Source organism: Microbacterium sp. UFMG61 (genome assembly GCF_015354505.1).
Classification (GTDB): Bacteria; Actinomycetota; Actinomycetes; order Actinomycetales; family Microbacteriaceae; genus Microbacterium.
This window is the reverse complement of sequence record NZ_JACAFP010000006.1, coordinates 79921-106242: the sequence shown is the minus strand read 5'-3', so window position 1 is coordinate 106242 and position 26322 is coordinate 79921. Positions and strand designations below refer to the sequence as shown.

The window sequence follows — 26322 nt, the reverse complement described above, 5'->3', positions numbered from 1 at the left end:
GGGAGTGCTTCCGCTCGACGCGGAGCACACTCTTCGTGAGATCCGCACCGGCGACGGCGTAGAGCTCGCACGCGCCTACACGGCGAACCGCGAACATCTGGCTCCGTGGGAGCCCCGTCGAGACGCGGCCTTCTATACCGCGGAGTGGCAGGAGAACCACGTTCGCCAGTGTGTGGTGGATGCCGCGGACGGGCGAGGCGCACGATTCGTCATCGAGGCGTCCGACGGACGAATCCTGGGGCGGGTGAACCTCAACAACATCGTGCGCGGCGCATTCCGCAGTGCCGATCTCGGGTATTGGGTGGATGCCGGACACGGCCGCCGCGGCCTGGCATCACGCAGCGTTCGCGCGATCGTCGAGTGCGCGCGCGAGGATCTGACGCTGCACCGGATCCAGGCGGCGACCTTGCCGCACAACGTCGCTTCGCAGCGCGTTCTCTCGGCGAACGGGTTCGCTCGCATCGGAGTGGCACCGAAGTACCTGCACATCGCGGGGGAGTGGCAGGACCACGTGCTCTTCCAGCTGCTGCTGGAAGATCCGTTCAGCGCGCGGGAGCGTCCTTGATCAGGTTCGTGATGCGGATCGTCGAGCAGCGGCGCCCCTGATCGTCGCTGACGACGATCTCGTGGACCGTGACCGTTCGTCCGAGGTGGACCGGCGTGCAGACGCCGGTCACGATCCCCGAGGTCGCGGATCGTGTGTGAGTCGCGTTGATGTCGAGTCCGACGGCGAGCTTTCCCGGCCCTGCGTGCAGATTCGCCGACATCGATCCGAGAGATTCGCCCAGCACGACATAGGCACCGCCGTGCAGGAGACCGACGGGTTGCGTGTTGCCCTCGACCGGCATGGTCGCGACGCTGCGCTCGACGGTGAATTCGAGGATCTCGATCCCCATCTTCTGGGCGAGTGCGCCCGTGCCGCGTGCGGCAGCCCAATCGAGTCCTGCGGTCGTCGCGGTCTCGGTCATGGTTCCTCCTCGGCGAGTGTCTGCCGTCATCGTTAGGCTGACAGGGTGACGGACTCCGCAAAGCCTACCCTCATGGTCGTCGACGGCCATTCACTCGCCTACCGTGCTTTCTTCGCCCTCCCGGTCGAGAACTTCACGACCAAGGACAACCAGCACACGAACGCCATCTACGGCTTCCTCTCGATGCTGGTGAACCTGATCAAGGCCGAGCAGCCGACCCACCTCGCCATCTCGTTCGACACGTCGCGCCATTCGTTCCGCACCGACGAATACCCCGAGTACAAGGCGACCCGGTCGGAGACGCCGCAGGAGTTCCGCGGTCAGATCCCGCTGCTGCAGGACTGCCTCGCGGCGATGTCCATCCCCGTCCTCACGAAGGAGGGCGTCGAGGCGGACGACATCCTCGCGACGCTCTCGTCGCAGGGGGCCGAGAAGGGGTACGACGTGCTCGTCGTCTCCGGCGACCGCGACACGATCCAGCTCGTCACCGACCGGGTCACCCTGCTCTACCCGTCGGTGCAAGGGGTGTCGCAGCTCAAGCGCTACGACCCGACGACGGTGCAGGAGCGCTACGGCGTGCGACCCGAGCAGTATCCCGACATCGCCGCGCTCGTCGGAGAGACCAGCGACAACCTTCCCGGCGTGCCCAAGGTCGGCGAGAAGACGGCGGTCAAGTGGCTCACGCAGTTCGGCTCGCTCGATGAGCTGCTCGAACGCGCCGAGGAGATCAAGGGCGTGGTCGGCGGCAACCTTCGCGATCACATCGACGACGTGCGGCGCAACCGAAAGCTCAACAGGCTGCTGACAGACGTCGAGCTCCCCGTCGCCCCTGACGACCTCGCCGTCACGCCGATCGACGCACAGGCCGTCCGCGACATCTTCGCGCGCCTCGAGTTCCGCACGCTGCTGCCGCGTGTCTTCGAGGCGGTCGGCGCCGGCGAGGTGGCCGACGATCCGGCATCGGTCGGCGTGCTCCCCGCTCCCGTCGAGGTCAGCGGATCCGAGTTCGCCACCTGGGCCGGCGCGCAGACGGGCGAGGTCTCGGTGAAGATCCTCACCCAGGCCGGTGTGCCCGCACGCGTCGGTGCCGCGACCGACACCGAGCTGCGTGAGTTCGACTGGAGTGCCGACGTCGCTGCACAGGTGCAGGAATGGCTCGAGTCCGACGCCCCGAAGGTCCTGCATGACGCCAAGCCCCAGGTGAAGGCACTGCTTCGCGAGGGAGTCCGACTCGGCGGACTGGCATACGACACGAGTCTCGCCGGCTGGCTGCTGCGTCCGAGCTTCCCCGACAAGACGCTGAGCGACCTCGTCGAACGGTATCTGGGAGAGAAGCTGCCGGAGGCCGATCCGTCGCAGCTCGTGCCCGAGACCGAGGGCGCGACCCCCTCGCAAGAGGCCTGGTTCGCGCTGCGGGTCGCCGCCGCGCTCCGCGAGGACATCCCGGAGTCCGTCGCCGCGGTGCTCGCGGACATCGAGATTCCGACCCTGACGACGCTCGCGGACATGGAGATCGCGGGAGTAGCCGTGTCGCACGAGGTGCTCTCGACCTTCTCGGGCGAGCTCGCGACCCGCGCCGAGACGATCGCGCAGGAGGCCTTCGGCATCGTCGGACGCGAGTTCAACCTCGGCTCCCCGAAGCAGCTGCAGGAGGTGCTGTTCGACGACCTGCAGCTGCCCAAGACGCGCAAGACCAAGACCGGGTACTCGACGGATGCCGCGGTTCTCGCCGATCTGCAGGAGAGCCATCCGCATCCGTTCCTCGGACTCCTGCTGCAGCACCGGGAGGCGACCAAGCTGCGCCAGATCATCGAGTCGCTCGACGCCGCGATCGGCGCCGACGCTCGCGTGCACACCACCTACGTGCAGACCGGGAGCCAGACGGGACGACTGTCGAGCACGGACCCCAACCTGCAGAACATCCCGGTGCGCACCGAGGAATCGCGCCGTATCCGGAGCGCATTCCAGGTCGGCGACGGGTACGAGGCGCTGCTCACGGCCGACTACTCGCAGATCGAGATGCGCATCATGGCTCACCTCTCCGATGACGAGGGCCTGATCGAGGCCTTCAACAGCGGCGAGGATCTGCACCGCTTCGTCGGCGCGCGGGTGTTCGGCGTCGATCCGAGCGATGTCACCGCCGCCATGCGCACCAAGGTCAAGGCGATGTCGTACGGACTCGTCTACGGACTCTCGGCCTTCGGCCTGTCGAAGCAGCTCCGCATCGAACAGTCCGAAGCGAAGCAGCTGATGGTCGAGTACTTCGCGAGGTTCGGCGCGGTACGCGACTACCTGCGTGCCTCGGTGATGCAGGCCAAGGAGGTCGGGTACACCGAGACGATCTTCGGTCGACGTCGCCCGTTCCCCGACCTCGCGAGCCCGAACCGGGTGCTGCGCGAGAACGCGGAGCGGGCGGCGCTCAACGCTCCGATCCAGGGAAGCGCCGCGGACATCATGAAGATCGCGCTGCTGCACATCCACAGCGACCTCCGCACGCAGGGTCTCCGTTCGCGAGTGCTTCTGCAGATCCACGACGAGCTCGTCGTCGAGGTCGCACCGGGGGAGTGGGACGCCACCGAGCAGATCGTCCGCACCCGCATGGGAGACGCCGCTGATCTCACGGTCCCTCTCGACGTGCAGGTCGGCCGCGGACGTGATTGGAACGAAGCGGCGCACTGAGCCCCGCCGGCTCGGCTCGCGCATCCGATATGTTGCGCCGGCCGAGCCGGACTACGCTGGAGGGATGACTGCAGCCACCCGCACTCCGTCTGCCATCGACAGGGTCGCCGACGAATGGGTCGACACGATCGCCGTGCTCGCCCCGACTCTCGGGACCTATATCGGTCGGGATGAGGTCAACGACCGCTTCGGGGATCTGAGTCCGGAAGGGCACCAGGAGATCGCGAACGCGACGCGCGCGACGCTGGCGAAGCTCACGGCACTCGAGCCGGTCGACGCCATCGACGAGATCACCAAGACCGATCTCTCTGCCGAGCTGACGCTCGACCTCCAGTTGCATGACGCCGATTGGCACCTGCGCGATCTGAACGTGATCGCCTCGGCCGCGCAGGACGTGCGCTCGGCGTTCGACCTGATGCCGACGTCCACCGCCGAGGACTGGGCGGTGATCGCGACGCGACTGGCAGCCGTGCCCGACGCGCTGCGTGGCTACACCGAGACCCTTCGCGCCGGCATCGCCTCGGGCGTCACCCCCGCGCGCCGACAGGTCGTCGAGGTCGCGACGCAGATCGACCGCTACACCGCGGACGACGGTTTCTTCGCCGCGTTCGTCGCCGATGCCGGCCCCCAGGACGGCAATCTGCCTGCGTCTCTCGCCCGCACGCTCGCCGACAACTCGGCAGCCGCGCGCGTCGCCTACGACGAGCTGCGTCGGTTCCTCGCCGAAGAGCTCGCCCCCGCGGCTACCGAGGTCGACGCGGTCGGACGCGAACTGTATGCGCTCAACTCCCGCCGCTTCCTCGGGGCGACGATCGACCTCGACGAGACCTACGAGTGGGGCCGCGAGGAGCTCGCGCGAATGGTGGCCGAGCAGACGGCGATCGCGAATGAGATCCTCCCCGGCGCATCGGTCGAGGAGGCAGTCGCGCATCTGGAAGCCGATCCCGCCCGCAAGCTCGTCGGCACGGACGCACTCCAGCGCTGGATGCAGGAGACCAGCGACCGCGCGGTGGCTGAGCTCGGGGCCACGCACTTCGACATCCCCGAGGCCATCCGCACCCTCGAGTGCATGATCGCGCCGACGCAGGAAGGCGGGATCTACTACACCGGCCCCACCGACGACTTCTCGCGCCCCGGCCGCATGTGGTGGTCGGTGCCCGAGGGCGTGACCGAGTTCGACACGTGGCGCGAGCTCACCACCGTGTACCACGAGGGCGTCCCGGGGCACCATCTGCAGATCGCGCAAGCCGTCTACAACCGTGCCGAGCTGAACTCGTGGCGTCGTCTGCTCGCCGGGACCAGCGGGCACGCCGAGGGCTGGGCCCTGTATGCCGAGCGGCTGATGCAGCAGCTGGGGTACCTCGACGACCCCGCAGATCGGCTGGGCATGCTCGACGGACAGCGCATGCGTGCAGCGCGCGTGGTGCTCGACATCGGCGTGCACCTCGGCAAGCCCCGCCTCGATGGCACGGGGGTCTGGGACGCGGACTACGCGCTCGATTTCATGCGCCAGAACGTGAACATGTCGGATCAGTTCGTGCAGTTCGAGGTCAACCGCTACCTCGGATGGCCGGGGCAGGCGCCGTCGTACAAGGTCGGTCAGCGCATCTGGGAGCAGGTGCGCGACGCCTACGAGGCAGAGCGTGGAAGCACTTTCGACGTCAAGGAGTTCCACAAGCGCGCACTCGACATGGGCGGCGTGGGGCTCGACACGCTCCGGACCGCCCTTCTGTCCCGCTGAGGGAATGATCGCAGCCGACCCGATGTTCATTCAGTTGAATAGAAAGGGCTGACATGGACATCGAGTTCGGGCTGGACACCTTCGGGGACATCACACGAGGCGACGACGGCGAGCTTCTCACCGGCGCGCAGACGATCCGCAACATCGTCGAGCAGGCTGAGATGGCCGACCGCGTGGGGATCGACTTCTTCGGCGTGGGGGAGCACCACCGTTCGGAGTTCGCCGTGTCGGCGCCCGAGATGGTCCTCGCCACGATCGCAGGACGCACCAAGGACATTCGGCTCGGCACCGCCGTGACCGTGCTCTCATCGGATGATCCGGTGCGCGTGTTCGAGCGCTTCGCGACCCTGGATGCGCTGTCGGACGGTCGTGCCGAGGTCGTGCTCGGCCGAGGCTCGTTCATCGAGTCGTTCCCGCTGTTCGGCTACGATCTGCACGACTACGACGCACTGTTCGAGCAGAAGCTCGAACTCTTCGTGGAACTGCTCAAGGAGCAGCCCGTCACGTGGTCGGGGTCCATGCGCCCGTCGCTCGAGAACGCAGACGTCTTCCCCAAGACGGCGAACGGTCTGCGCACGTGGGTCGGTGTCGGCGGCAGTCCCGAATCCGTTGTGCGGGTCGCACGGCACGGTCTCGGGCTCATGCTCGCGATCATCGGCGGTCCCGCGGGACGCTTCAAGCCCTTCGTCGACCTCTACCACCGCTCCGTGGCATCGTTCGGCACGACCTCGCACCCGATCGCCGTGCATTCACCCGGACATATCGCCGATACCGACGAAGAGGCCTGGGACGCCGCATACTCGGGCTTCGAGGCCATGAACAACACGATCGGCGCCGAGCGCGGATGGCCGCCCTACAGTCGGGCCCGGTTCCAGAACGACATCGGACCTGCGGGGGCCACCTATGCCGGTTCGCCGGACCGCGTCGCGGCGAAGATCGCCGACACCGTCAGCACGCTGGGTCTCGGTCGCTTCGACCTGAAGTACGCCACAGGCACGCTCTCTCACGAGTCGATGATGCGCAGCATCGAGCTCTACGGCACCGAGGTGATCCCGCGGGTGCGCAAGCTCCTCGTAGATCGCGACTGACGGCGACACGCACGGCCGGTGACGGGTGCGCCACCTCTACGATGAGGGGATGGCCAACACCTCGTTGCCGAGCCGTGCCTCGCTCGCCGGACGTCTCGACGATCTGCCGTTCACCCGCCGTCACCTGCGTCTCCTGACCGGTTCCGGAGTCGGCTGGGCGCTCGACGCGATGGACGTCGGTCTCATCTCGTTCATCCTCGCAGCGCTGACGCAGCAGTGGGGTCTGACGAAGACGGATGCCGGTTGGATCGCGTCGGTCGGGTTCATCGGCATGGCGATCGGCGCGACCCTCGGGGGACTCCTCGCCGATCGGCTCGGGCGCAGGCAGGTCTTCGCGCTCACGCTTCTCGTCTACGGGGTCGCGACCGGTGCGAGCGCGCTGGTCGGCGGGCTGGCAGCGCTGCTCGTCCTGCGCTTCCTCGTGGGGCTCGGGCTCGGAGCGGAACTCCCTGTCGCCTCGACCTACGTCAGCGAGTTCGCGCCGGCGCGAATCCGCGGCCGGCTGATCGTGATCCTCGAGGCATTCTGGGCACTCGGCTGGACCGCTGCCGCGGTGATCGGCTACTTCGTCATCCCCGCGTCGGAGAACGGCTGGCGCTGGGCTTTCGCGCTCGGTGCCATTCCCGCCGTCTACGCCCTGATCGTGCGCTGGGGTCTGCCCGAATCGCCGCGCTGGCTCGCATCCCGAGGACGCATCGCCGAGGCCGATCGGATCGTGTCGATGTTCGAGGCGGATGCCGGCATCGAACCCGGCCCGGCGATCCGCCGCGAGCCCGCATCACGGTCGATCGCCGTGACCGCACGAGCGCGCCTCACGACTCTCTGGAACGCCGAGTTCCGAGTGCGGACGCTGTGCCTGTGGATCGTCTGGCTCTGCGTGAACTTCGCCTACTACGGCGCCTTCATCTGGATTCCGAGCATCCTGGTCGATGCCGGCTTCGACCTCGTGCGTTCCTTCGGTTTCACACTCATCATCACGCTCGCTCAGCTGCCGGGCTATGCCGTCGCCGCCTGGCTGATCGAGGTGTGGGGCCGCCGCACGACACTGTCGGTCTTCCTCGTCGGGTCTGCCGTCTCAGCGGTCTTCTTCGGCACGTCGACGACGGAAGCGGCCATCATCGCCTCGGGCATGGCACTGTCGTTCTTCAACCTCGGCGCCTGGGGTGCACTGTACGCCGTGACTCCCGAGATCTATCCGACCTCGCTGCGCGGCACCGGGGCCGGATGGGCTGCCGGAGTCGGGCGCATCGCGTCGATCGTGGCACCTCTCGCGGTCCCGGTGATGCTCATCGCCGGGGGCGCCCCGCTGCTCTTCGCGGTCTTCGGCGCATGTTTCGTGGTGGCGGCCGCAGCGGCATGGGGACTGGTCGACAGGCGAGGCGAAGCGCTCGACGACCGATGATCAGCTCGATGTCCGAGCACGGCAATAGGCTTGTTGCGTGACAGAGGTTCGATATGTGGCCATCGGCGATTCCTTCACTGAAGGGGTCGGCGATGTGCTTCCCGACGGCCGAGAACGAGGATGGGCAGATCTTGCCGCGCAGGGCTGGGCGGATGCATCAGGCCACACCGTCAAGTACGCCAATCTCGCCATCCGGGGGAAGCTCGCCTGGCCCATCGTCGAACAGCAGCTCGAACCCGCGCTCGCGCTGCGCCCGACACACCTCTCGTTCAACGGCGGCGGCAACGACATGTTGCGTCCCCGCACCGATCTCGAGCACATCGCTGATGCCTTCAGTCGGGTGCTGCGACGGTGCGATGAGGAGGGCGTGACACTGATCCTGCTCTCCGGCGCGAACCCGAGCGGCCGGCTGCCCCTGGGCGGCGTGGTCAAGAAACGCGGCGACCTTCTCTCGGATGCCGTGCTCCGGCGCGTGCAGGATCGTCCCGATGTCGTCCGAGCGCTCAACTGGCCGGATCGGGAGCTGTCGCAGCCGCAGTACTGGTCTGAAGACCGACTGCACATGAACTCCGCGGGTCACCACCGCGTGGCCGCACGCGTGCTGCACGGGCTGGGGTTCGAGCCCGATCCCACCTGGTGGTCGCCGTCGGCGCTGGCTGCCGCCGGCCCAGGGGGTCTTGCCTATTACCGAGAGTTCGTGGGTCCGTGGGTCAGGCGCCGCGTCACCCGCACCTCGTCGGGCGACGGACGTGCCGCGAAGCATCCCGCGTGGGTCGAGCTGGCACCCCGCGCGTGACCGACATCGAGATGCGCCGCATCGCCGGCGGTCAGGTCATGCTTCACGACGCCCGTCGCAAGGTCGAGCGCTCCGTCGATCTCGAGGATTTCGAGATCGGCGCGTTCCCCGTGACGGAAGAACAGCTCGCCGAGATCCTCCCGATCCCGTCGCGTCACCCTCGTCGACCCGCAGCAGATCTGAGCTGGCTGCGCGCTGTGCACTTCTGCAACGCCGCCTCGGAATGGGAGGGGCTCGATCCCGTCTACCGGTTCGACGGTGAGGACGTCTCGTGGGACACGACGGGCGACGGCTACCGCCTGCCCACCGAAGCCGAGTGGGAGTACGCCTGCCGCGCCGGCTCCGTCGGTCCCCACTACGCCCCGCTCGCGGATGCGGCCTGGACGGGCGCCGACGGAGTGACGTCGCCGCAGGATGTGGGCGGCAAACTCCCGAATCTTTACGGTCTCTTCGACACGCTCGGCAATGTGTGGGAGTGGTGCTGGGATCTTCTGGACCCCGCTCGCTACGGCGAGTACCGGGTGTTCCGTGGCGGCGGGTTCGCTGACGACTCGTGGAGCGTGCGCGCCGCGGTCCGCCGCGGTGGCGCACCGCGGATGCATCACGAGGACGTGGGGTTCCGGGTCGCCCGCGGCGCGTTCGACACGAGGGACTCGGCGCAGGGTTGGTCGGACCGCGCCGATCGCGAGAACGCCTTTCTCGATGGTCCGGTGCCGTTCGGATGGACGCCGCTGCGGCGCCCCGGGAGCAGGTGATCGGTCGCGCAGCGCGTGCTCGTTTTGCTCGTCATGCCGATCGAATGGAAAGCTGAGACCGTGGCCGCTCCGTTCTCCCTCATCGTCTCCCAGGGCCGCGTGGCCGACCGCACGGACGGCGCCCTCGTGGGCGCCCGTCTCGTGGGCACAGCACTCTCGGATCTGCTCGATCTGCAGCCGACGACCATCGGTGTTCCGTCTCCGGCGGTGACGGATGACTGGACCGTCGCGCTGCCGCAGGCCGAGGGGACTCTGCACGGACTCCGAGACGCCGTGAACGCGGCGATCGACGCAGGAACCACCCCACTGATCGCGACCAACACCTGCGCGGCGAGCCTGGGGACCCTTCCCACGGTCGCCGAGCGCCACCCCGACGCGGTCGTGCTGTGGATCGACGCGCACGGCGACTTCAACACCCCTGAGACCACCGACTCCGGATATCTCGGCGGCATGGTCGTCGCCGCGGCGTGCGGCCTCTGGGACAGCGGCCATGGCGCGGGACTCGATCCTCGCCAGGTCATCATCGTCGGCGGCCGGGACATCGATCCGGCCGAGGGAGAGCTTCTCCGCGCTGCCGGCGTCACGGTTCTGGCTCCCGCCGACAGCACGCCCGAACGAGTAGCCGAGCTGGTGGCAGGTCGCCCGGTGTGGATCCACGTCGACTGGGACGTGCTCGAGCCCGGCTACATCCCCGCCGCATATCGCGTCACCGACGGGCTTCTTCCGCACCAGATCGCGGCCATCTTCTCCGGACTGCCCACAGGCTCAGTGAGGGGCGTGGAGCTCGCCGAGTTCGAGGCCGGTGACGTCGAGGTACCGGAGCGCGTCAGCATCGAGCTGATTCTCGAAACGTTCCAGCACCTCATCCGATGACCGGTCGGGGCCGCGTCAGTTCCGCTCCATCGGCTTGATCATGTAGCGGTTGGGGCCGGGAGACTCGGCGAAACCGTACCGCGCATAGAGGCCATCGGCAGTGCTCGTCGCCAGCACGATCCTCTTCACGGTCGACGCGTTCTGAAGGTCGTCGATGATTCCCTCGACGAGCATCTTGCCGAGGCCGTGCCCGCGCGCAGCCTCGTCGACGAAGACGTCGCACAGCCATGCGAACGTCACACCGTCGGTGACCACCCGGGCGTAGGCGACCTGTCGACCATCCGCATCGAGTATGCAGTAGTTTCGCGACGCGTCGATCGCAGCGTCCTGCGTCGCGCGCGTCCGACCCTGCGCCCAGTAGGACTGGTCGCTGAGCCAGTGATGCGCCAGGTCGCGATCGATCTGGGAGACGTCGCTCGAGAACGTGAATGTCGTAGGCATGCACGACATCCTACGAGCGTCCGCGACGCCTCTCGGGATCCAGTCCCATTCTGATGCGGGTGCGCTTGCGCTCGATCAGGATGAACACCACGCCGAGGATCCAGAGGGGGATCGGCATCAGGAAGGCGATGCGGAACGCCTCGAAGGAGTATGTCTCGGGCGTTCCCGCGGCCTGGATGTCGAGCGCCAGACCGATGAGCCAGATCGCGATGAGCGCGGCGATGAAACCGCCCGCGTTCGTCACGCCGGTGGCGGTGCTGAGGCGGTGCGAGGGGTTGTGGGTGCGAGCATGGTCGAAGGCGATCATGCTCGCAGGTCCACCGGTGGCGAGGGCCACAGCCAGCACATAGAGCAGCCAGAGCGGGGCCGGCTCCGGCATCGCGATGACGGCCACCCAGGCGACGAACTGCACGCCGACCGCGGGAAGCACGAGGGCGAGGGAGCGCTGATTGGGCAGACGCCGCGAGAGATCGCCGATGATGGGACCGAGCACCATGCCCGCGATCACGTAGACGGAGATGATCCCCGCGGCGTGCGCGGTGTCGAGCCCCTGCGCGGCGGTCAGGAAGGGCATTCCCCACAGCAGGATGAACGCGGTGCCGGCGAACGGCGTCGTGAAGTGAGACCAGAAGGCCAGTCTCGTGCCGGGATGTGCCAGCGCTGCACGGATGCCGACTCCGGTGTCGATCGACGAGGTCACGACACGGATGACGCCGGTGTCGGTGTCCACCGACACATCAGCGCCCCGCTCGACGGGATGATTGCGGATCAGCAGCGCGACGAGGATCGTGAAGAGCACGCCGAGTCCGGCGATGCTTCCGAAAGTGATCGTCCAGGTCGTGGCGTGAAGCAGTGCCGCGAGCGGCACCAGTGCGATCAGCTGCCCGGCCTGGCCGATGATGCCCGTGAACTGCACCATGATCGGACCTCGCTGCGCGGGGAACCAGGTCGCGACGAGGCGGAGGACTGCCGGGAAGATCGCCGCGTCGCCGGCGCCGAGGAGGATGCGCGCGAACACAGCGATCCCGATACTGGGGGAGAGAGCCATGGTGAGTTGCCCCGCGGCCATCAGCAGCATCCCGACGGTCATGATCGGGCGGGATCCGAAACGGTCGAGAAGGATGCCTATCGGGATCTGCATCCCTCCGTAGACGGCCAGCTGCACCACCGCGAAAAGCGCGAGCGTCGACGCGTCCGCCTGGAAACGGTCAGCCGCCTCGACTCCCACCGCTCCGAGGGACGTGCGGTTCGTGATGGCGAGCACGTAGGCGGCGACACCGACCGACCAGATGAGCCAGGCCCTCCATCCCGGGGCGGTCACGGGGGAGCGGGGAGCCTGTTGCACTCTTCAACGCTACTCCTGCTGCGCGGCTGCTCAGGCCGAACGGTCCCCGCGCCTGCGCCGGAGACAAGGGGGGTACCCGATGTCCGCGGCTGTCGCTAGCGTGGCCGCATGACACCCGCACCCGTGCACCACTCGATCAACTACATAGAACTCGTCGTCACCGACATCGACACCGCGAAGCGCTTCTACCGCGATGCCTTCGGCTGGAGCTTCGTTGATTACGGCCCGAGCTATGCGGGCATCTCCGATCCCTCGGGCGACGGATCGGAGATCGGCGGCCTGCTGCTGTCCGACACCGGCCGCGCGGCCGGAGGCCCGCTGGTTCTGCTCTACTCCGACGACCTCGACGCGACGAAAGACGCGATCACCGCTGCGGGTGGGGCAGTCACGCAGGGGCCCTACGAGTTCCCGGGCGGCCGACGATTGCACTTCACCGACCCGACCGGAAACGAGCTCGGAGTCTGGGCCGCGCAGTGACGGCAGAATGGGTGCGTGACCCTGCATCCTGAAACCGCTGCGCGTGCAGAGGACGCACACGGCCGCCTCGCCGTCGTCCGAGAGGTCGAGTGGAGCACTGACACGACCACGGTGGGCGACCTCGTCCACGCATACCTCACGCAGACGGAACACGAGAAGCGCGAGCACGGAGACACGGAGCCGTCTTCGCCCGGTTCGCTCCCCGAGAGGTATCGGCAGGAGACAGCCGACCCTCGAGCGGCCTACGCGGACTGCACGGTTCTGATTGCGGAGGTCGGTCAGCGTCCCGCGGGGGTCGTGATCGTCAGAGACAACGGGGGAGAGGCCGAGATCAAAAGGCTGTGGGCAACTCCCGAGGCGCGCGGTCTCGGTGTGGGTTCTGCGCTCCTCGACGCCGCGGTGTCGCTGGCTCCGACCAGACCGGTGCGGCTCTCGGTCTGGGAGTGGCGCAACGCCGCGATTCGGCTGTACGAATCCAGAGGGTTCCGCCGGGTCACTTCGTGGGAAGACAGGCCCGCTCTCGTGTGCATGGTCCGCGTAGCGGGGGCACGGTGACAGCGAGAGTATGACCACCGTGCATTCACAGCACAAGACGCGATGCGGTGACAGCCGGATCGACTTCGGCTACCTCGGATGTCGAGACGTGGAGGCCACCGAGGGGCACCTCTCGATGACCCCGGGCTCGATGGAGATCGTCTCCGAGGCGCCGATCCTCGTCTTCCCCACCTCGGGTGCCGTGTGGCCGCCCGGAGACATCGACCTCCGAGGCACCCCGTGATGAGCGGGGACGTCACGCCCCGCACAGACAATGGCGGAATCGCCGACGGTGTCGAACTGATCGCCCATCGCTACACCAGCCCGTCGTGGCTGCCGACGGGGAGCATCGCCGAGGTGGTCAGCGGGGGCACGCCCGAGCCGCCCATGGCGATGGTGCGGCTTCTTCTCCGCCAGGGCAGGACCGTCTTCTGCGTGCCGAGAGAGAGCACCGGAGCGCTGGACCTTCCCTCCAGGCGAGTGATGCGCCCCGGCGACGGTACCGATGAGGCGCGTGCTCTGGCATCGGAGGTCACGCTCGCCGAGGCTGAGGTCGAGTACGTCGGCTGCGTACGCAACATCGTCATGAATTTCGACGAGGACTACGAATGGCCGGCGCCGATAGCGCGGTTCGGCGTGTGGAGAACCGAGGAACCGCCGCGAGTTCGGGGCGTCTGGATCGAAGTGGACGACAGCTCGCCCCTGGCCACGCGCCATTGGTATCCACTCCTTTCGAGAATCCGAGCAGGCTCGTGACGACAGACGCGTTGCGACGACAAATGGATCTCCGTGTCCCTCGAGTGGTTGCCACGTGCCTCGCTGGGCGCCGGGTCAGCCGGCGGGTACGTCTCCGAACGTCCCGCTGACGTAGGTCACGCCCTGCTCGCCCATGGAGCCCAGCACGAACTCGAGGGGATAGCCGTCGACATCGGCGCCGGCCAAGCGTGAGTCACGCAGTCTGGCGGCAAGCTCCTGCTGCTGCAGGGGAGTGAGGCGGGAGACGTAGAACGTGGGGAACTGGGGCCCGCTCGTCATCGATTCCAGCAGGACCTCGGCGTCGGGATAGTCCTGGGCGATGGAGATGATCTCGTGAATCGCATCCGCTGAGGTGCGCTCGGGCACGTGCACGATCCGGAGCCGTTCGTTGACTGACTGCAACGTGTAGGTCGCGCCGTGGGCGAACGCTCCGTGCGAGAGAACATCGAACACATCTTCGAACTGCTCGATCCGTTGAACGGTGACGAACGACCACCCGGAATCGCGGGTGACACCGACGGCGCCGGGAACAGACGCCGCCTTGAGCGTGTCACGCAGTGAGGCAGCCAGATCGGTCGATCGCTCGGCGTTCAGATCGATCCGCCACGAGAACGGAGGCGCAACCTCGGGATCGAGGACGAGTGCGTGCGTCGAGCGGGCTTCGAGACTCACCGGTCCGGAAGACGCAGCGGTGACTCCGTCGAGGGACTCAGCGAACGCGATCACATCTTCCGCCGACGCATCCACGTCGATCACGACGAGAGTCGACTGCGAGGAGCGATCGCAGGAGATCACGAGTGGATCCTCGCACAGCGTGTCGAAGGAGCCGCCGGGCACGAGTGCGCACGCACTCAGAACCGTTCCGAGGGATATCAGGCTCGCAACTCCGATGACGGATCTTCGGTTACGGTGCATCCACCGATTCAAGCAGAGGCCCAGCCGCGGCGGAGCGAGGAGGGGTTTCTTCACACAATCTGACATAATGTGCATTATCGGCGATAACGCGTCACCCTCGATCGGGGCGCTCGATAGTCTCGTGGTGTGAACGGAAGCAACATCGAGATCGACTGGGAAGCCGCCCGCGAGGCGAACCTGAAGAACTGGGATGACCGGGTGCCGCTGCACGAAGCCGCATACGGCCTGGATGCGTTCGATGACCCCCAGCACATCAGTGATGTCGTGAGCGACGACCTGCCGGTACTCAGTCGATTCCTGCCCGGGAAACGTCTGACCGGCCTCGACCTGTGCCATCTGCAGTGCCACATCGGCACCGACACGATCTCGCTGGCGCGCTCGGGCGCACACGTCACGGGCGTCGACTTCTCGGCACCGGCGTTGCGCGTCGCCGCCGCTCTGGCCGAGCGCGTGCAGGTCGACGCGACCTGGGTGGAAACGGACGTTCTCAACGCGCGCTCAGCGGTGACCGGCGACTTCGATGTCGTCTACACGAGCATCGGTACGATCTGCTGGCTGCAGGACCTCGACCGGTGGGCGGCGCAGATCGTCGCCCTGCTGCGCCCAGGCGGCACGTTCTACATCCGAGACGGCCATCCCGCACTGCTTTCGCTCGATGAGAATGCGGAGCTTCTGACGACCAGGTACTCATACTTCGGAGATGGTCGCGCACAACAGTGGGACGACGAGTCCACCTACGCCGGCGACGGGACCGTCGCGCATTCTCGGACATACGAATGGCCGCATCCATTGTCCGAGATCCTCGGCGCGTTGCTGCGGGCAGGCCTGCACATCGTGCATTTCGATGAAGGTCGGACGCTGCCCTGGCAGTTCAGCCCTCGAATGGTCGAGGTGCCCCGTGGGTATGCATGGCCGGACGCCGAGCGCGATCTCATCCCCTGCACGTACACGATCGTCGCGCGCAAAGACTGACGCGGTCTGCCATACCGGCGGGACTCTCGTATGATCGCCGGGTGCTTCTGCCGCGCGGAACTCCCGCCTCCGTCGATATCGCCGCTTCCGCGATCGAGTCCTTGATCGACCGCCTCGAGCATGCCGGCATCGAGTCTCACTCGATCATGATCATGCGTCGGGGGCGCATCGTCGCCGAAGGATGGTGGGCGCCGTACTCCGCTGAGCGTCCACATCTGCTCTACTCGCTCACGAAGTCGTTCACGTCGATGGCTGTAGGCCTCACGATCGACGACGGTCTCCTGCGGCTGGACGATCGAGTGGTCGACATCCTGCCGGAACACGTCCCTGACGACCTGCCCGAAAGCGCACGTCTCCTCACTGTTCATCACCTTCTGACCATGACCGCGGGTCATTCAGCGGACACGCTCGGAGACGCCTGGGGACTCGAGCCGAACGACCTCGTACGCGGCTTCCTCCGGATGCCCATCGCCGAGGCTCCCGGCATCCGACACACCTACGACAACGCGACGACTTTCGTACTGGCGAGGATGGTCGAGCGGGTGACAGGCAGCACACTCCCCCGACTGCTCAACGAACGCCTGTTCATCCCGATGGGGATCACGGATGTCGAGTGGGACAGGGTCGGCAGCGGCGCCGTGTTCGGATTTCACGGGCTGCACCTCACGACCGAAGCCGTGGCCGCCTTCGGCGAACTGCTGCTGCGGGGCGGAGAATGGCAGGGTCGACAGCTGCTCTCGCGTGACTGGGTCGCACGGGCCACCCGAAAGCACATCGACAGTCACCACTACTCCCCCGGCAGTCCCGGCCGGGACTTCCACGCTGGGTACGGGTATCAGATCTGGATGTCGTCGCACGGCTTCCATGGCAACGGCGCATTCGGGCAGCAGTGCGTCGTCATCCCGGACCGTGATCTCGTGGTCGTCCTCACGGCAGCGCACAGTGAGATTCGCCATTCCCAGGATGCCCTCGACGCGATCTGGGAGTGTCTCCTTCCCGGTGTCGACGTGTCAGGAGATGTCGAGGGCGACGCAGCTCTCGCCCAACTGCTCCATGATCTGGCCCTTCCGCCGGTCGTCGGCATCGCGCTGCCAGATCTCCGCGTGTTCGCGGCAGCCGTCAACGCCGCAGTGGCGGATTCCGCATTGCCCCACGGAACGCGGATCGTCGTCGAATCGCAACCCGACGGTTGGCTGGTCCATGTCGGGACATGGTTCGCCGCCCCCATCGGCTATGAGACCTGGGCCGAGAGCTCCCCGCTCGGACGCCCCGTCATAGCGAACGGCGCGTGGCAGGGAGACACGTTCGTGGCCGAGCTCCACCTCGTGAGTACGCCCCATCGGGTGCGACTGAGGATTCACGAGGGTACGGCCGAACTCACCTGGGCCACCGTCCCTCTGACGAGCGCAGATCTGATCCTGCATCTGACGTCTCCGCTGATGACACGCCCCGACGTCGCCTGAGCGCAACGCCCTACACTCCCACGTAGGCCGCGAGGTGCTCCCCCGTCACCGTCGATTTCGCCGCCACGAGGTCCGCCGGTCTTCCCTCGAAGACTACCCGTCCGCCGTCATGGCCGGCTCCCGGACCGATGTCGATGATCCAGTCCGCGTGCGCCATCACTGCCTGGTGGTGCTCGATGACGATCACGGTCTTCCCGGACTCCACGAGTCGATCGAGCAGACCGAGGATGTTCTGCACATCCGCCAGGTGCAGACCGGTGGTGGGCTCGTCGAGCACATAGGTGTCGCCCTTCTCCCCCATCTGGATGGCGAGCTTGATGCGCTGGCGTTCTCCGCCGGAGAGCGTCGACAGTGGCTGCCCGAGCGAGAGATACCCGAGGCCGACGTCTTCGAGGCGTCCGAGGATCGCCGCCGCGGCGGGAAGCTTGGCATCCCCCTCGGAGAAGAAGACGCGAGCCTCAGAGACCGGCAGATCCAGCACCTGCGTGATGTCCTTGCCGGCGAGCGTGTACTCGAGGACGGCCGCCTGGAAGCGCTTGCCGCCGCAGTCCTCGCAGGGCGTCTCGATGGTATCCATGAACCCGAGCTCGGTGATGATGACGCCCGCGCCCTTGCAGGTCGGGCACGCACCTTCGGAGTTCGCGCTGAAGAGAGCCGGCTTGACGCCGTTGGCCTTCGCGAAAGCCTTGCGGATCGGCTCCAGCAGGCCTGTGTAGGTGGCGGGGTTGCTGCGGCGTGACCCCGTGATCGCCCCCTGGTCGATCGCGACGACGCCCTCGAGCTTCGACACCGATCCGTGGATCAGCGAGCTCTTTCCCGACCCTGCGACGCCGGTGACGACGGTGAGGACACCGGTGGGGATGTCGACGTCCACGTCCCGGAGGTTGTTCGCCGTGGCCCCGCGCACCTCGATCGCTCCGTCGCTCTCGCGCACCGAGGGCTTGAGAGCAGCGCGGTCGTCGAGATGCCTTCCCGTACGCGTACCGCTGGCCTTCAGCCCCTCGACGGTGCCTTCGAAGCAGATCTCGCCACCTGCACTGCCGGCGCCGGGACCGAGGTCGACGACGTGGTCGCCGATCGCGATGGTCTCGGGCTTGTGCTCCACGACGAGCACGGTGTTACCCTTGTCCCGCAGGCGCAGCAGCAGGCTGTTCATGCGCTGTATGTCGTGCGGGTGCAGACCGATCGTGGGCTCGTCGAAGACGTAGGTCACATCGGTGAGCGACGAACCGAGGTGACGGAGCATCTTGATGCGCTGCGCCTCTCCCCCGGACAGCGTGCCCGACGGTCGCTCGAGACTCAGGTATCCGAGTCCGAGTGTGACGAACGCGTCGAGATTCGCGCTCAGCGCCTCGAGCAGCGGTGCGGCGCCGGGAAGCTCGAGATCTCGCACCCACGCGGCGAGATCGGTCACCTGCATCCGGCACGCGTCGGCGATGCTGATCCCGTCGATCTTCGAGGAGCGCGCGCCCTCGGTCAGTCGGGTGCCGTCGCACTCGGGGCAGGTCGCGAAGGTGGCGACGCGCTCGACGAAGGCCCGGATATGCGGCTGCAGCGCATCGAGATCCTTCGAGAGCATCGATTTGGTGATCTTGGGGATCAGGCCCTCGTACGTCATGTTGATGCCAGAGATCTTGACCTTCGTGACTTCGCCGTAGAGGAACAGCTGCCTCTGCTTCTCGGAGAAGGAGGAGACCGGCTTGTCCGCCGGGTAGAAGCCCGAGGCGGAGAACCCCTTCACCATCCAGCCGTCGGCGGTGTATCCCGGCACCATGATGGCGCCCTCGTCGAGCGACTTGGATTCGTCGACGATCTGAGCGAGGTCCAGGTCGGAGACCGCTCCCCTGCCCTCGCAGCGCGGGCACATGCCGCCGAGATAGATCGCGTCCTTGACGATCTTCTTCTCACCGCTCGGCCCCGTCATGACGCCGCTCGCCTTCTGCGTGGGGATGTTGAACGAGAACGCCGTCGGCCCCCCGATGTAGGGCTGGCCGAGCTTGCTGAACAGGATGCGCAGCATCGCGTTCGCGTCGGTGACCGTGCCGACCGTGGAACGCGGGTTGGCTCCGAGTCGCTCCTGATCGACGATGATCGACGTCGTCAGCCCCTCGAGCACATCGACGTCGGGTCGCGGCACCGAGGGCATGAAGCCCTGCACGAACGCGCTGTACGTCTCGTCGATCATGCGCCGCGACTCCGCGGCGATGGTGTCGAAGACCAGCGAGCTCTTGCCCGACCCGGAGACGCCCGTGAACACCGTGAGTCGCCGCTTCGGAATGTCGACGCTGACCTCTTTCAGATTGTTCTCGCGGGCTCCCTGAACACGGATCAGATCATGGCCGTCGGCGACGTGAGTCATTGTGGGTCCTTGAGTTCGCGGCCGGTCAGCCGGCCTGATTGATACGGAGAAGGTTGCCTGCGGGATCACGGAAGGCGCAGTCGCGCACGCCGTACGGCTGGTCCATGGGCTCCTGGACCACGTCTGCGCCCTGCTCGACCAGTCTTTCGAACAGGCCGTCGAGATCGTCGCTCGCGAGCGTCAGCGCTCCGTAGCTGCCCTTGGCGATCAGTTCGAGGATCGTCTGACGCTCGGAGTCGGTGATGCCGGGATCCGTTGCCGGCGGGTGCAGGACGATCGACGTCTCGGGTTGCCCTTCGGGGCCCACGGTCAGCCAGCGGAGTCCGTCGTATCCGACGTCGTTGCGCACCTCGAAGCCGAGGGCGTCGCGGTAGAAGCCGAGTGCCGCTTCGGCGTCGGTGTGCGGAAGGAATGCGTAGTGGATGTTGATCTTCATGGGTTCAGGTGAGGTTCGCGTCAGTGCGGGGCACTTCTTGATTCCTGATCGGTCTGATGACCTGCTTGGCGTGGAACGTCGGGATGCCGTCGACATTCGCGGCGCGTTCACGGTACACCCCAGGTGGGACACCGACGAGCTCTGTGAATCGCGTGCTGAAGGTGCCGAGCGACGAACTGCCCACTTCGAAGCAGACCTCGGTCACCGACAGATCCCCTCGACGCAGCAGAGCCATGGCTCGTTCGATCCGTCGCGTCATCAGATACGAGTACGGAGACTCTCCGTACGCCTCACGAAAACAGCGGCTCAGGTGTCCGGCAGACATGTGCACGCCCTGCGCGAGGGCTTCGACGTCGAGCGGCCTCGCGTACTCCCGGTCGATGCGGTCTCGGACCTTCCGCATCGTGATGAGCTCGCGGATGCGAGCGTCGGTGTCAGGTGTCACGGATAGATAGTCCCATGTCCGCGGACGTCGCGAGATGACCCCGCGAGACCATCACCGAGCGTCATCCCCCGCTCCCGCGCGCGGGGCGCTACTCTGTGAGCATCCCTTCACAGGGATTTCTCAGAAAGGCTCCCCACCCATGTCTGATTCGATCGCCGCAGAGGCGAAGTCACTGTTCAAGTCCATCCGCATCACGCTCGCCGTCTCCGGCGTCATCGCGCTGATCGCCGGCATCGTGCTCCTCGTGTGGCCGGTGAAGTCCGCTGTCATCGTTACCGGCATCTTCGCGACATACCTGGTCATCGCCGGTCTCGTGTACATCGGTCTCGGCATCTTCTCGCACAAGAAGGGCGGATGGGCGCGCGTCGGTCACATCGCGCTCGGCGTGCTCTACATCGTCGCGGGCGTCATCGCGTTCGCCAACCTCGGCGCCGCAGCCGCGACGCTCGCACTCGTCGTCGTGATCTTCATCGGCATCAGCTGGATCGTCGACGGCGTCGTCTCGCTCACCCTGCTCGGTCAGGACGGCTCGCGCGTCTGGACGCTGCTCTATGCACTGCTGAGCATCATCGCCGGTATCGTCGTGCTCTTCTCGCCGCTGTACGCCGCGGCGGTGCTGTGGCTCGTGTTCGGCATCTCCCTGGTCGTGCTCGGCATCGTGCAGATCGTGCGCGCGATCACGATCGGCAAGGCGTCGAAGTCGATCTGACGCCGACAGATGACGAAGGCGCCCCGTCCGTTCGGACGGGGCGCCTTCGTCATCTCAGGATCATTCGGCGGCGAAACCGCTGACGTCGCCCACGAGACGGGTGTTGTCGGCCGGAACCTCTTCGACGGCCGCACGGGCGACCTCGGCCGCGAACTCCGAGACGTTGTACAGCTTGCCCGCCGACTCGCGTCGCTCGGCGATCGCGCCGGGATTCGCGCGCTCGAGAAGCGTCGCCGTGATCGTTCCCTCGATCATGTCGCCCGAGACGACCGTGAAGCCGATCCCCTGCTCGGCCAGCGCAGGGATGCGCTCGCGCAGCGCATCCTCGCCGGCGCGCTTCGACAGAGCCACGGGCTCATATTCGGGCATCGTCGGCGTCGTGCGGATGAAGTGCGCCTGGTGGCTGGTCACGAAGACGACACGAGAACCCTCGGAGAGCAGAGGAGTCGCCGCGTCGAGCACGTTGAGCTGGGCGTCGCGATTGAGCGTGAGGGCGTAGTCCGCGGCCATTCCGGACTCCATGCCTCCGGAGGCGTTCAGCACCAGCACGTCGAGCCGACCGAACTCGGCCTTCACCGCCTCGAACATCTCGCCCACAGATGCCGCGTCCGTGAGGTCCGCCGCCACGACGAGTACACGGCGACCGAGCTCACGAAGCTGAGTGGCGAGCTTCTCGGCTCGCGGAGCCTTGTTGCGGTAGTTGATGACGACGTCGGCGCCGGCTTCAGCGAGGTACCGCACAGTGTCGGCGCCGATCCCCCGCGACGAACCGGTGACAAGGGCGACCTTGCCGTCGAGAGAACCTGCGGGAAGAACGTCGGTCACGGTGACTCCTCAAGTACGTGAAGCGCCGTGATCGCACGGCCCTTTCAGACTATCAAGCGGGCGTCGCGGCGCCCGGAGGAGCCGCCGCCTGCGTGATAGGTTGACCGCAAAGGAGGCCGTATGGACACTTTCGCGACATTCGTCGAGTTCATCGACCAATGGGCGTGGGTCGGGTGGCTCGTTCTGATCGCCCTGTTCCTCGTGATCGAGATGCTGACACTCGACTTCACGTTCCTCATGCTCAGCTTCGGCAGCGCGATCGGATTGGTGACCGATTTCGTCGGCGTCCCCGTCTGGGTGCAGGTCCTCATCGCCGCCGCCGCCGCCGCGCTCTTCATCCTCTTCCTGCGACCACCGCTCATCAGGCGTCTCCATCGCGGTGAAGACCCGACGAAGTCCAACGTCGATGCGCTCGTCGACCTGCGCGGCATCGCTCTGCAGGACATCACGCAGATCTCCGGTCAGGCCAAGCTGAGCAACGGCGACACCTGGACCGCTCGCACCGCCGGATCCGTACCGATCCCGCAAGGGTCACCGATCGCCGTGATCGCGATCCACGGCGCCACCGCCACCGTCCGCCCCGTCAACGACTAGGAGAACCCCGTGGACGACTCCTCGTTCATCCCCGCAGCCATCGGCTGGATCCTCGTCATCGCGATCATCATCTTCGTGGTGGTCACGCTGGCCCGCTCGATCCGCATCATCCCCCAGGCCACGGCGGGAGTGGTCGAGCGCCTCGGTCGGTACCACAAGACGCTCACACCGGGCCTGAACATCCTGGTTCCCTTCATCGACCGATTGCGTCCACTCATCGACATGCGCGAGCAGGTCGTCTCGTTCCCGCCTCAGCCGGTGATCACCGAGGACAACCTCGTGGTCTCGATCGACACGGTGGTCTACTTCCAGGTGACGGATGCTCGCGCCGCGACGTACGAGATCGCCAACTACCTGGGCGCTGTCGAACAGCTCACCACGACGACGCTTCGCAACGTGGTCGGTGGACTCAACCTCGAAGAGGCGCTGACCAGTCGTGACAACATCAACGGCCAGCTCCGTGTCGTCCTCGACGAGGCGACCGGCAAGTGGGGCATCCGTGTCGGTCGCGTCGAGCTGAAGGCGATCGATCCGCCCGTCTCGATCCAGGACTCGATGGAGAAGCAGATGCGTGCCGAGCGTGACCGTCGCGCCGCGATCCTCACCGCCGAGGGCTCGAAGCAATCCCAGATCCTCGAGGCCGAGGGCCGTCGACAGGCGGAGATCCTGCGGGCCGAGGGTGACAAGCAGGCCGCCGTCCTCCGCGCGCAGGGTGAGGCCGAGGCGATCCAGAACGTGTTCACGGCGATCCACCAGGGGCAGCCCGACGACAAGCTCCTCGCGTATCAGTACCTTCAGATGCTGCCCAAGATCAGCGAGAGCTCATCGAGCAAGCTCTGGATCATCCCGAGCGAGCTGACCGAGGCCCTCAAGGGCATCGGCTCGGCCTTCACTCCCAAGCCCGGTCAGCCGCCTACGGGCACTCCGGGTCCGGGCGCGTGACGCACCCGTACTTCGAGAAGACCGCACGCCCTCGCGTCTTCGCCCACCGCGGGCTCATCACCGCGGCGGGCGAAGACTCCGGCGTCTGGGAGAACTCCGCGGCAGCATTCGCCGCCGCGCATGCGGCCGGAGCGGAGTACATCGAGACGGACTGTCGAGTGACGGCCTCCGGCGACGTCGTGCTGTTCCACGACGCGACGCTGACACGCCTGACCGGCGACGAGCGACGTGTCGACCAGGTGTCCACCCGCGAGCTCGCCGCGATCTTCGCCGACCACGGCGGCCTGCTGACGGTGGCCGACGCGATCGACGCGTTCCCGAGAACCCGCTTCAACATCGACGTCAAGACATCCGACGCCGCCGAACCACTCGGAGCGATCCTCGCCCCTCACACCCGACGGCTGCTGGTGACCAGCTTCACGGATTCACATCGAAGAGCGACTGTCGCGGCGGTCCTGCGCGCGGGCGCTGATCTGCCCCCGGCGACATCCGGAGGCAGCAGGACCATCGCAGCCGTTCGTGCTCGCTCAGCGCTGCGCCTGCCCGTCGGCGGAACTCTGCGGGGCATCGATGCGCTGCAGATTCCCGAACGCCAGGGACCGGTGCGCGTGCTGACGCCGGCCCTCCTGCGTGCCGCCCATCGTCATGGCACCGAGGTCCACGTCTGGACCGTCAACGACATCGCGAACATGCGCAGGCTTCTCGCTCAGGGGGTCGACGGCATCGTGACCGACCGCGCCGATCTCGCCGTCTCCGCCCTGCACAGCTGACGCCCGGCGCGCCGTGCATACGCGTTCGCGCTGGGATTCCGCTGTGAATAGGGCGGAGAACGCCGCCGTATGGATGAAGCGCACAGGCTGGAGCGTTATACCTGACAGCGACGAGAGGACCACACAATGGCAGATCGCAGCCTGCGCGGCATCCGACTCGGCGCCCAGAGCCTACAGAGCGAAGAGGGCGTCGTTTTCATGGAGCGCCGTGAAACCACCTATACCTGTGACACCTGCGGCCACGTCACGAACCTGATGTTCGCGGCTGACGCAGAGCCGCCGCAGACCTGGGAATGCCGTGCCTGCGGCGCGGACGCCCGTCTCAACGTCGACGGCCAGGCCGTGACGCTCGAGCCCACGGACGACAAGGCGGCTCGCACCCACTGGGACATGCTCATGGAGCGTCGTACCCGGGCAGAACTCGAAGAGCTGCTCGAAGAGCGGCTCGCCTTCATCCGCGCACGCCGTGGCGCGGGAGAAGACCCGACGCGCGAGAAGATCGGCGCCTGATCAGCGTCGGCGGGCGCGCCACCACCCGATAAGAAGAGCGCCGAGCCCGCCCCACAGCAGCAGCAGCTGCACCCAGGACCCCAGCAGGACCCCCGCTGTGAGGCCGGTACGAAGCTCGACATCCTCGAGCAGCGCACCGGCCTCACCTGCGTCCAGGCTCGACACGGTGGATCCGTCCGCTCGGATGATCTGGCTGGTGCCGACGGTCGAGACGTTGACGACGCTGCGACCGGTCTCGATGGCACGCATCCGTGCGAAGGCGAGCTGCTGCACGTTCTCGTCGGTGCCGCGGAAATCGGCGTTGTTGGTCTGGAAGACCAGAACCTGCGCGCCGTCCTGGACACCCGTTCGGACGACATCGTCGTAGATCACGTCGAAGCAGATGGCGAGGCCGACGATCACGCCGTCGACATCGACGACAGGTGCGTTGGTTCCGGGAGTGTAATCGCGCTGCAGGAGTCCGATGAGATCGGGGGCGAGAGCGTTGAAGAACGGACGATCCGGGACGTACTCGCCGAACGGCACCGGATGCCGCTTGTCATGGATCTGGTCGGCGGTCGCGTCCTCCGTCCAGAGCATCGAGGTGTTGAAGAACTGTCCGTCCCGTTCCGTCGCGGCGTTGGCGAGAAGCGGTGCCCCGATACGTGACGCGACATTCGTCATCCGCCGCGCGAGCGCCTCCGACTGGAACGGATCGTAGTCGAGGGAACCCTCGGGCCACACCAGAAGGTCGACGTCCTCGCCTACAAGAGGCGCCGTCGCCTCGGTCTGCGCCTGGACCACCGAGTAGGGCTCACGCTCGTCGAAGTACCCGGTGGGTCCGTTCCCCTGCACCGCCGCGATCCGCATCGCGCCCGTGGCCGTCGTGGGGAACAGGGGCGTCAGCAGCAGTACGAGGACCACCAGCGCGGGAGCGGCCCACGCGAGCGGACGCCGCCATGCCCTCGTCCGGACGATCTCGATGACGAGCGCCACGAGGAGCACCATCAGGAAGCTGAGCCCGCTGACGCCCACCCATGACACGACGTGCGCGAGCGGACTCTGGGCCTGGCTCATGCCGAGACGTGCCCAGGGAAAGCCGCCATAGGGCCAGGAGCCGACGAACACCTCTCGACCGACCCACAGGGCGGCGATGACTGCCGGAAGCAGAAGGAAGCGCCCCCAGCGGCCGGGGACGGCCTTCGGGATCCATCGGTACGCCAGCGTGATCGGGATCAGCGCCGCGGCTGTGAGCACGCCCTCGAGGACGCTCAGGGCGGCCCACGGCACGGGACCGAGGTATCGCGAGGTCCATGACACCAACAGACCGAAGAAGAGCACGCCGTAGACCGCTCCGACCAGGAGCGCACCCCCGGCGCGGCGCCCGATGAGGCTCAAGAGCAGCAACGCCGTCGCAGGGAAGGCGAGACCCCAGATCGCCACGTCAGGGTAGGCGAGATCCATGAGGAGCGCGGAGAGCGCTGCGCTGATGGTGGCCGCCCACAGCGGGAGAAGAGGGCGCTGACGCGCGCGGGACTCAGTCATCGA

General features: G+C 66.8%; 28 protein-coding genes. 19 read left to right on the top strand and 9 right to left on the bottom strand.

Annotated features, from left to right (window positions below; translation table 11 throughout):
- The first annotated feature begins 4 nt into the window (after positions 1-4).
- Positions 5-565 (top strand): GNAT family N-acetyltransferase, encoded by a 561-nt coding sequence (locus tag IXW21_RS08790; protein ID WP_194763889.1) that lies wholly within the window; start codon positions 5-7, stop codon positions 563-565.
- On the opposite strand, the gene IXW21_RS08785 is transcribed toward IXW21_RS08790, so the two are convergent.
- Positions 543-968 carry a hotdog fold thioesterase gene (locus IXW21_RS08785; protein WP_194763888.1) on the bottom strand — a complete coding sequence of 142 codons (426 nt, stop codon included), beginning with the start codon at positions 966-968 and terminating at the stop codon, positions 543-545. The two genes, IXW21_RS08790 and IXW21_RS08785, sit on opposite strands and share 23 nt — an antisense overlap.
- A gap of 45 nt (positions 969-1013) precedes the next feature.
- Here IXW21_RS08785 and polA point away from each other — a divergent pair, with 45 nt between their 5' ends.
- From polA to IXW21_RS08750, 7 genes are all read left to right on the top strand, one after another.
- Positions 1014-3647 carry a DNA polymerase I gene (polA, locus tag IXW21_RS08780; RefSeq protein WP_194763887.1) on the top strand — a complete coding sequence of 878 codons (2634 nt, stop codon included), beginning with the start codon at positions 1014-1016 and terminating at the stop codon, positions 3645-3647.
- A 64-nt stretch (positions 3648-3711) separates the two neighbouring features.
- Entirely contained in the window at positions 3712-5388 is a 1677-nt protein-coding gene (locus IXW21_RS08775; RefSeq protein WP_194763886.1) for a DUF885 domain-containing protein, read from the top strand.
- Between the two features lie 53 nt (positions 5389-5441).
- A complete protein-coding gene (locus tag IXW21_RS08770) occupies positions 5442-6476 on the top strand; it encodes an LLM class flavin-dependent oxidoreductase (RefSeq protein ID WP_194763885.1) in 1035 nt (344 codons plus the stop codon).
- Positions 6477-6525: 49 nt separating this feature from the next.
- Complete coding sequence (locus IXW21_RS08765) at positions 6526-7878, top strand: MFS transporter (protein ID WP_194763884.1); 1353 nt, start codon at positions 6526-6528, stop codon at positions 7876-7878.
- 37 nt (positions 7879-7915) lie between these two features.
- Complete coding sequence (locus IXW21_RS08760) at positions 7916-8674, top strand: SGNH/GDSL hydrolase family protein (protein WP_194763883.1); 759 nt, start codon at positions 7916-7918, stop codon at positions 8672-8674.
- Entirely contained in the window at positions 8671-9429 is a 759-nt protein-coding gene (locus IXW21_RS08755; protein WP_194763882.1) for a formylglycine-generating enzyme family protein, read from the top strand. Before IXW21_RS08760 ends, IXW21_RS08755 begins: the two co-directional genes overlap by 4 nt.
- A gap of 60 nt (positions 9430-9489) precedes the next feature.
- Complete coding sequence (locus tag IXW21_RS08750; protein ID WP_194763881.1) at positions 9490-10302, top strand: arginase family protein; 813 nt, start codon at positions 9490-9492, stop codon at positions 10300-10302.
- A gap of 15 nt (positions 10303-10317) precedes the next feature.
- Here the strand turns inward: IXW21_RS08750 and IXW21_RS08745 are convergent, their stop codons facing one another.
- Positions 10318-10743: a GNAT family N-acetyltransferase gene (locus IXW21_RS08745; protein WP_194763880.1), complete on the bottom strand. Its 426-nt coding sequence runs from the start codon at positions 10741-10743 to the stop codon at positions 10318-10320.
- Between the two features lie 10 nt (positions 10744-10753).
- Complete coding sequence (locus tag IXW21_RS08740) at positions 10754-12088, bottom strand: MFS transporter (protein ID WP_194763879.1); 1335 nt, start codon at positions 12086-12088, stop codon at positions 10754-10756.
- Between the two features lie 108 nt (positions 12089-12196).
- Here IXW21_RS08740 and IXW21_RS08735 point away from each other — a divergent pair, with 108 nt between their 5' ends.
- Genes IXW21_RS08735 through IXW21_RS08720 form a run of 4 tightly spaced genes read left to right on the top strand, consistent with a single transcriptional unit; the run spans position 12197 to position 13855 of the window.
- Positions 12197-12565, top strand: coding sequence for a VOC family protein (locus IXW21_RS08735; RefSeq protein ID WP_194763878.1), 369 nt, complete (start codon positions 12197-12199; stop codon positions 12563-12565).
- A gap of 15 nt (positions 12566-12580) precedes the next feature.
- Positions 12581-13120 (top strand): GNAT family N-acetyltransferase, encoded by a 540-nt coding sequence (locus tag IXW21_RS08730; protein ID WP_194763877.1) that lies wholly within the window; start codon positions 12581-12583, stop codon positions 13118-13120.
- Positions 13121-13139: 19 nt separating this feature from the next.
- The gene (locus tag IXW21_RS08725; protein WP_194763876.1) at positions 13140-13343 is read left to right on the top strand and encodes a hypothetical protein; all 204 of its coding nucleotides are present in this window, start codon (positions 13140-13142) and stop codon (positions 13341-13343) included.
- Complete coding sequence (locus IXW21_RS08720; RefSeq protein WP_228528332.1) at positions 13343-13855, top strand: NUDIX hydrolase; 513 nt, start codon at positions 13343-13345, stop codon at positions 13853-13855. The genes IXW21_RS08725 and IXW21_RS08720 overlap by 1 nt, the downstream gene beginning before the upstream one ends.
- Positions 13856-13930: 75 nt before the next feature.
- On the opposite strand, the gene IXW21_RS08715 is transcribed toward IXW21_RS08720, so the two are convergent.
- Positions 13931-14650, bottom strand: a complete 720-nt coding sequence (locus IXW21_RS08715) for a hypothetical protein (protein ID WP_194763875.1) — start codon at positions 14648-14650, stop codon at positions 13931-13933.
- A 246-nt stretch (positions 14651-14896) separates the two neighbouring features.
- Between IXW21_RS08715 and IXW21_RS08710 the strand changes: the two genes are divergently transcribed.
- Both IXW21_RS08710 and IXW21_RS08705 read left to right on the top strand, forming a co-directional pair.
- Positions 14897-15742 (top strand): class I SAM-dependent methyltransferase, encoded by an 846-nt coding sequence (locus tag IXW21_RS08710; RefSeq protein WP_194763874.1) that lies wholly within the window; start codon positions 14897-14899, stop codon positions 15740-15742.
- A 41-nt stretch (positions 15743-15783) separates the two neighbouring features.
- Positions 15784-17205, top strand: coding sequence for a serine hydrolase domain-containing protein (locus IXW21_RS08705; protein ID WP_323742200.1), 1422 nt, complete (start codon positions 15784-15786; stop codon positions 17203-17205).
- A gap of 10 nt (positions 17206-17215) precedes the next feature.
- Here IXW21_RS08705 and IXW21_RS08700 read toward each other — a convergent pair whose 3' ends face one another.
- Genes IXW21_RS08700 through IXW21_RS08690 form a run of 3 tightly spaced genes read right to left on the bottom strand, consistent with a single transcriptional unit; the run spans position 17216 to position 20403 of the window.
- Positions 17216-19564: an ATP-binding cassette domain-containing protein gene (locus IXW21_RS08700; protein ID WP_194763872.1), complete on the bottom strand. Its 2349-nt coding sequence runs from the start codon at positions 19562-19564 to the stop codon at positions 17216-17218.
- A gap of 25 nt (positions 19565-19589) precedes the next feature.
- Positions 19590-20000, bottom strand: coding sequence for a VOC family protein (locus IXW21_RS08695; protein ID WP_194763871.1), 411 nt, complete (start codon positions 19998-20000; stop codon positions 19590-19592).
- 4 nt (positions 20001-20004) lie between these two features.
- Entirely contained in the window at positions 20005-20403 is a 399-nt protein-coding gene (locus IXW21_RS08690) for a helix-turn-helix transcriptional regulator (protein WP_194764037.1), read from the bottom strand.
- A gap of 181 nt (positions 20404-20584) precedes the next feature.
- Between IXW21_RS08690 and IXW21_RS08685 the strand changes: the two genes are divergently transcribed.
- Complete coding sequence (locus tag IXW21_RS08685; protein WP_194763870.1) at positions 20585-21154, top strand: HdeD family acid-resistance protein; 570 nt, start codon at positions 20585-20587, stop codon at positions 21152-21154.
- Between the two features lie 60 nt (positions 21155-21214).
- Here IXW21_RS08685 and IXW21_RS08680 read toward each other — a convergent pair whose 3' ends face one another.
- Positions 21215-21979, bottom strand: a complete 765-nt coding sequence (locus IXW21_RS08680) for an SDR family oxidoreductase (RefSeq protein ID WP_194763869.1) — start codon at positions 21977-21979, stop codon at positions 21215-21217.
- Between the two features lie 120 nt (positions 21980-22099).
- Here IXW21_RS08680 and IXW21_RS08675 point away from each other — a divergent pair, with 120 nt between their 5' ends.
- The 4 genes from IXW21_RS08675 (at position 22100) to IXW21_RS08660 (ending at position 24795) form a co-directional block, all read left to right on the top strand.
- Positions 22100-22573, top strand: a complete 474-nt coding sequence (locus IXW21_RS08675) for an NfeD family protein (RefSeq protein WP_194763868.1) — start codon at positions 22100-22102, stop codon at positions 22571-22573.
- A gap of 9 nt (positions 22574-22582) precedes the next feature.
- Entirely contained in the window at positions 22583-23515 is a 933-nt protein-coding gene (locus IXW21_RS08670) for an SPFH domain-containing protein (RefSeq protein WP_194763867.1), read from the top strand.
- The gene (locus tag IXW21_RS08665) at positions 23512-24285 is read left to right on the top strand and encodes a glycerophosphodiester phosphodiesterase family protein (RefSeq protein ID WP_194763866.1); all 774 of its coding nucleotides are present in this window, start codon (positions 23512-23514) and stop codon (positions 24283-24285) included. Before IXW21_RS08670 ends, IXW21_RS08665 begins: the two co-directional genes overlap by 4 nt.
- A gap of 126 nt (positions 24286-24411) precedes the next feature.
- On the top strand, positions 24412-24795 hold the full coding sequence (locus IXW21_RS08660; protein ID WP_194763865.1) for an RNA polymerase-binding protein RbpA: 384 nt from the start codon (positions 24412-24414) through the stop codon (positions 24793-24795).
- On the opposite strand, the gene lnt is transcribed toward IXW21_RS08660, so the two are convergent.
- Positions 24796-26319 (bottom strand): apolipoprotein N-acyltransferase, encoded by a 1524-nt coding sequence (lnt, locus tag IXW21_RS08655; protein WP_194763864.1) that lies wholly within the window; start codon positions 26317-26319, stop codon positions 24796-24798.
- Positions 26320-26322: the final 3 nt, after the last annotated feature.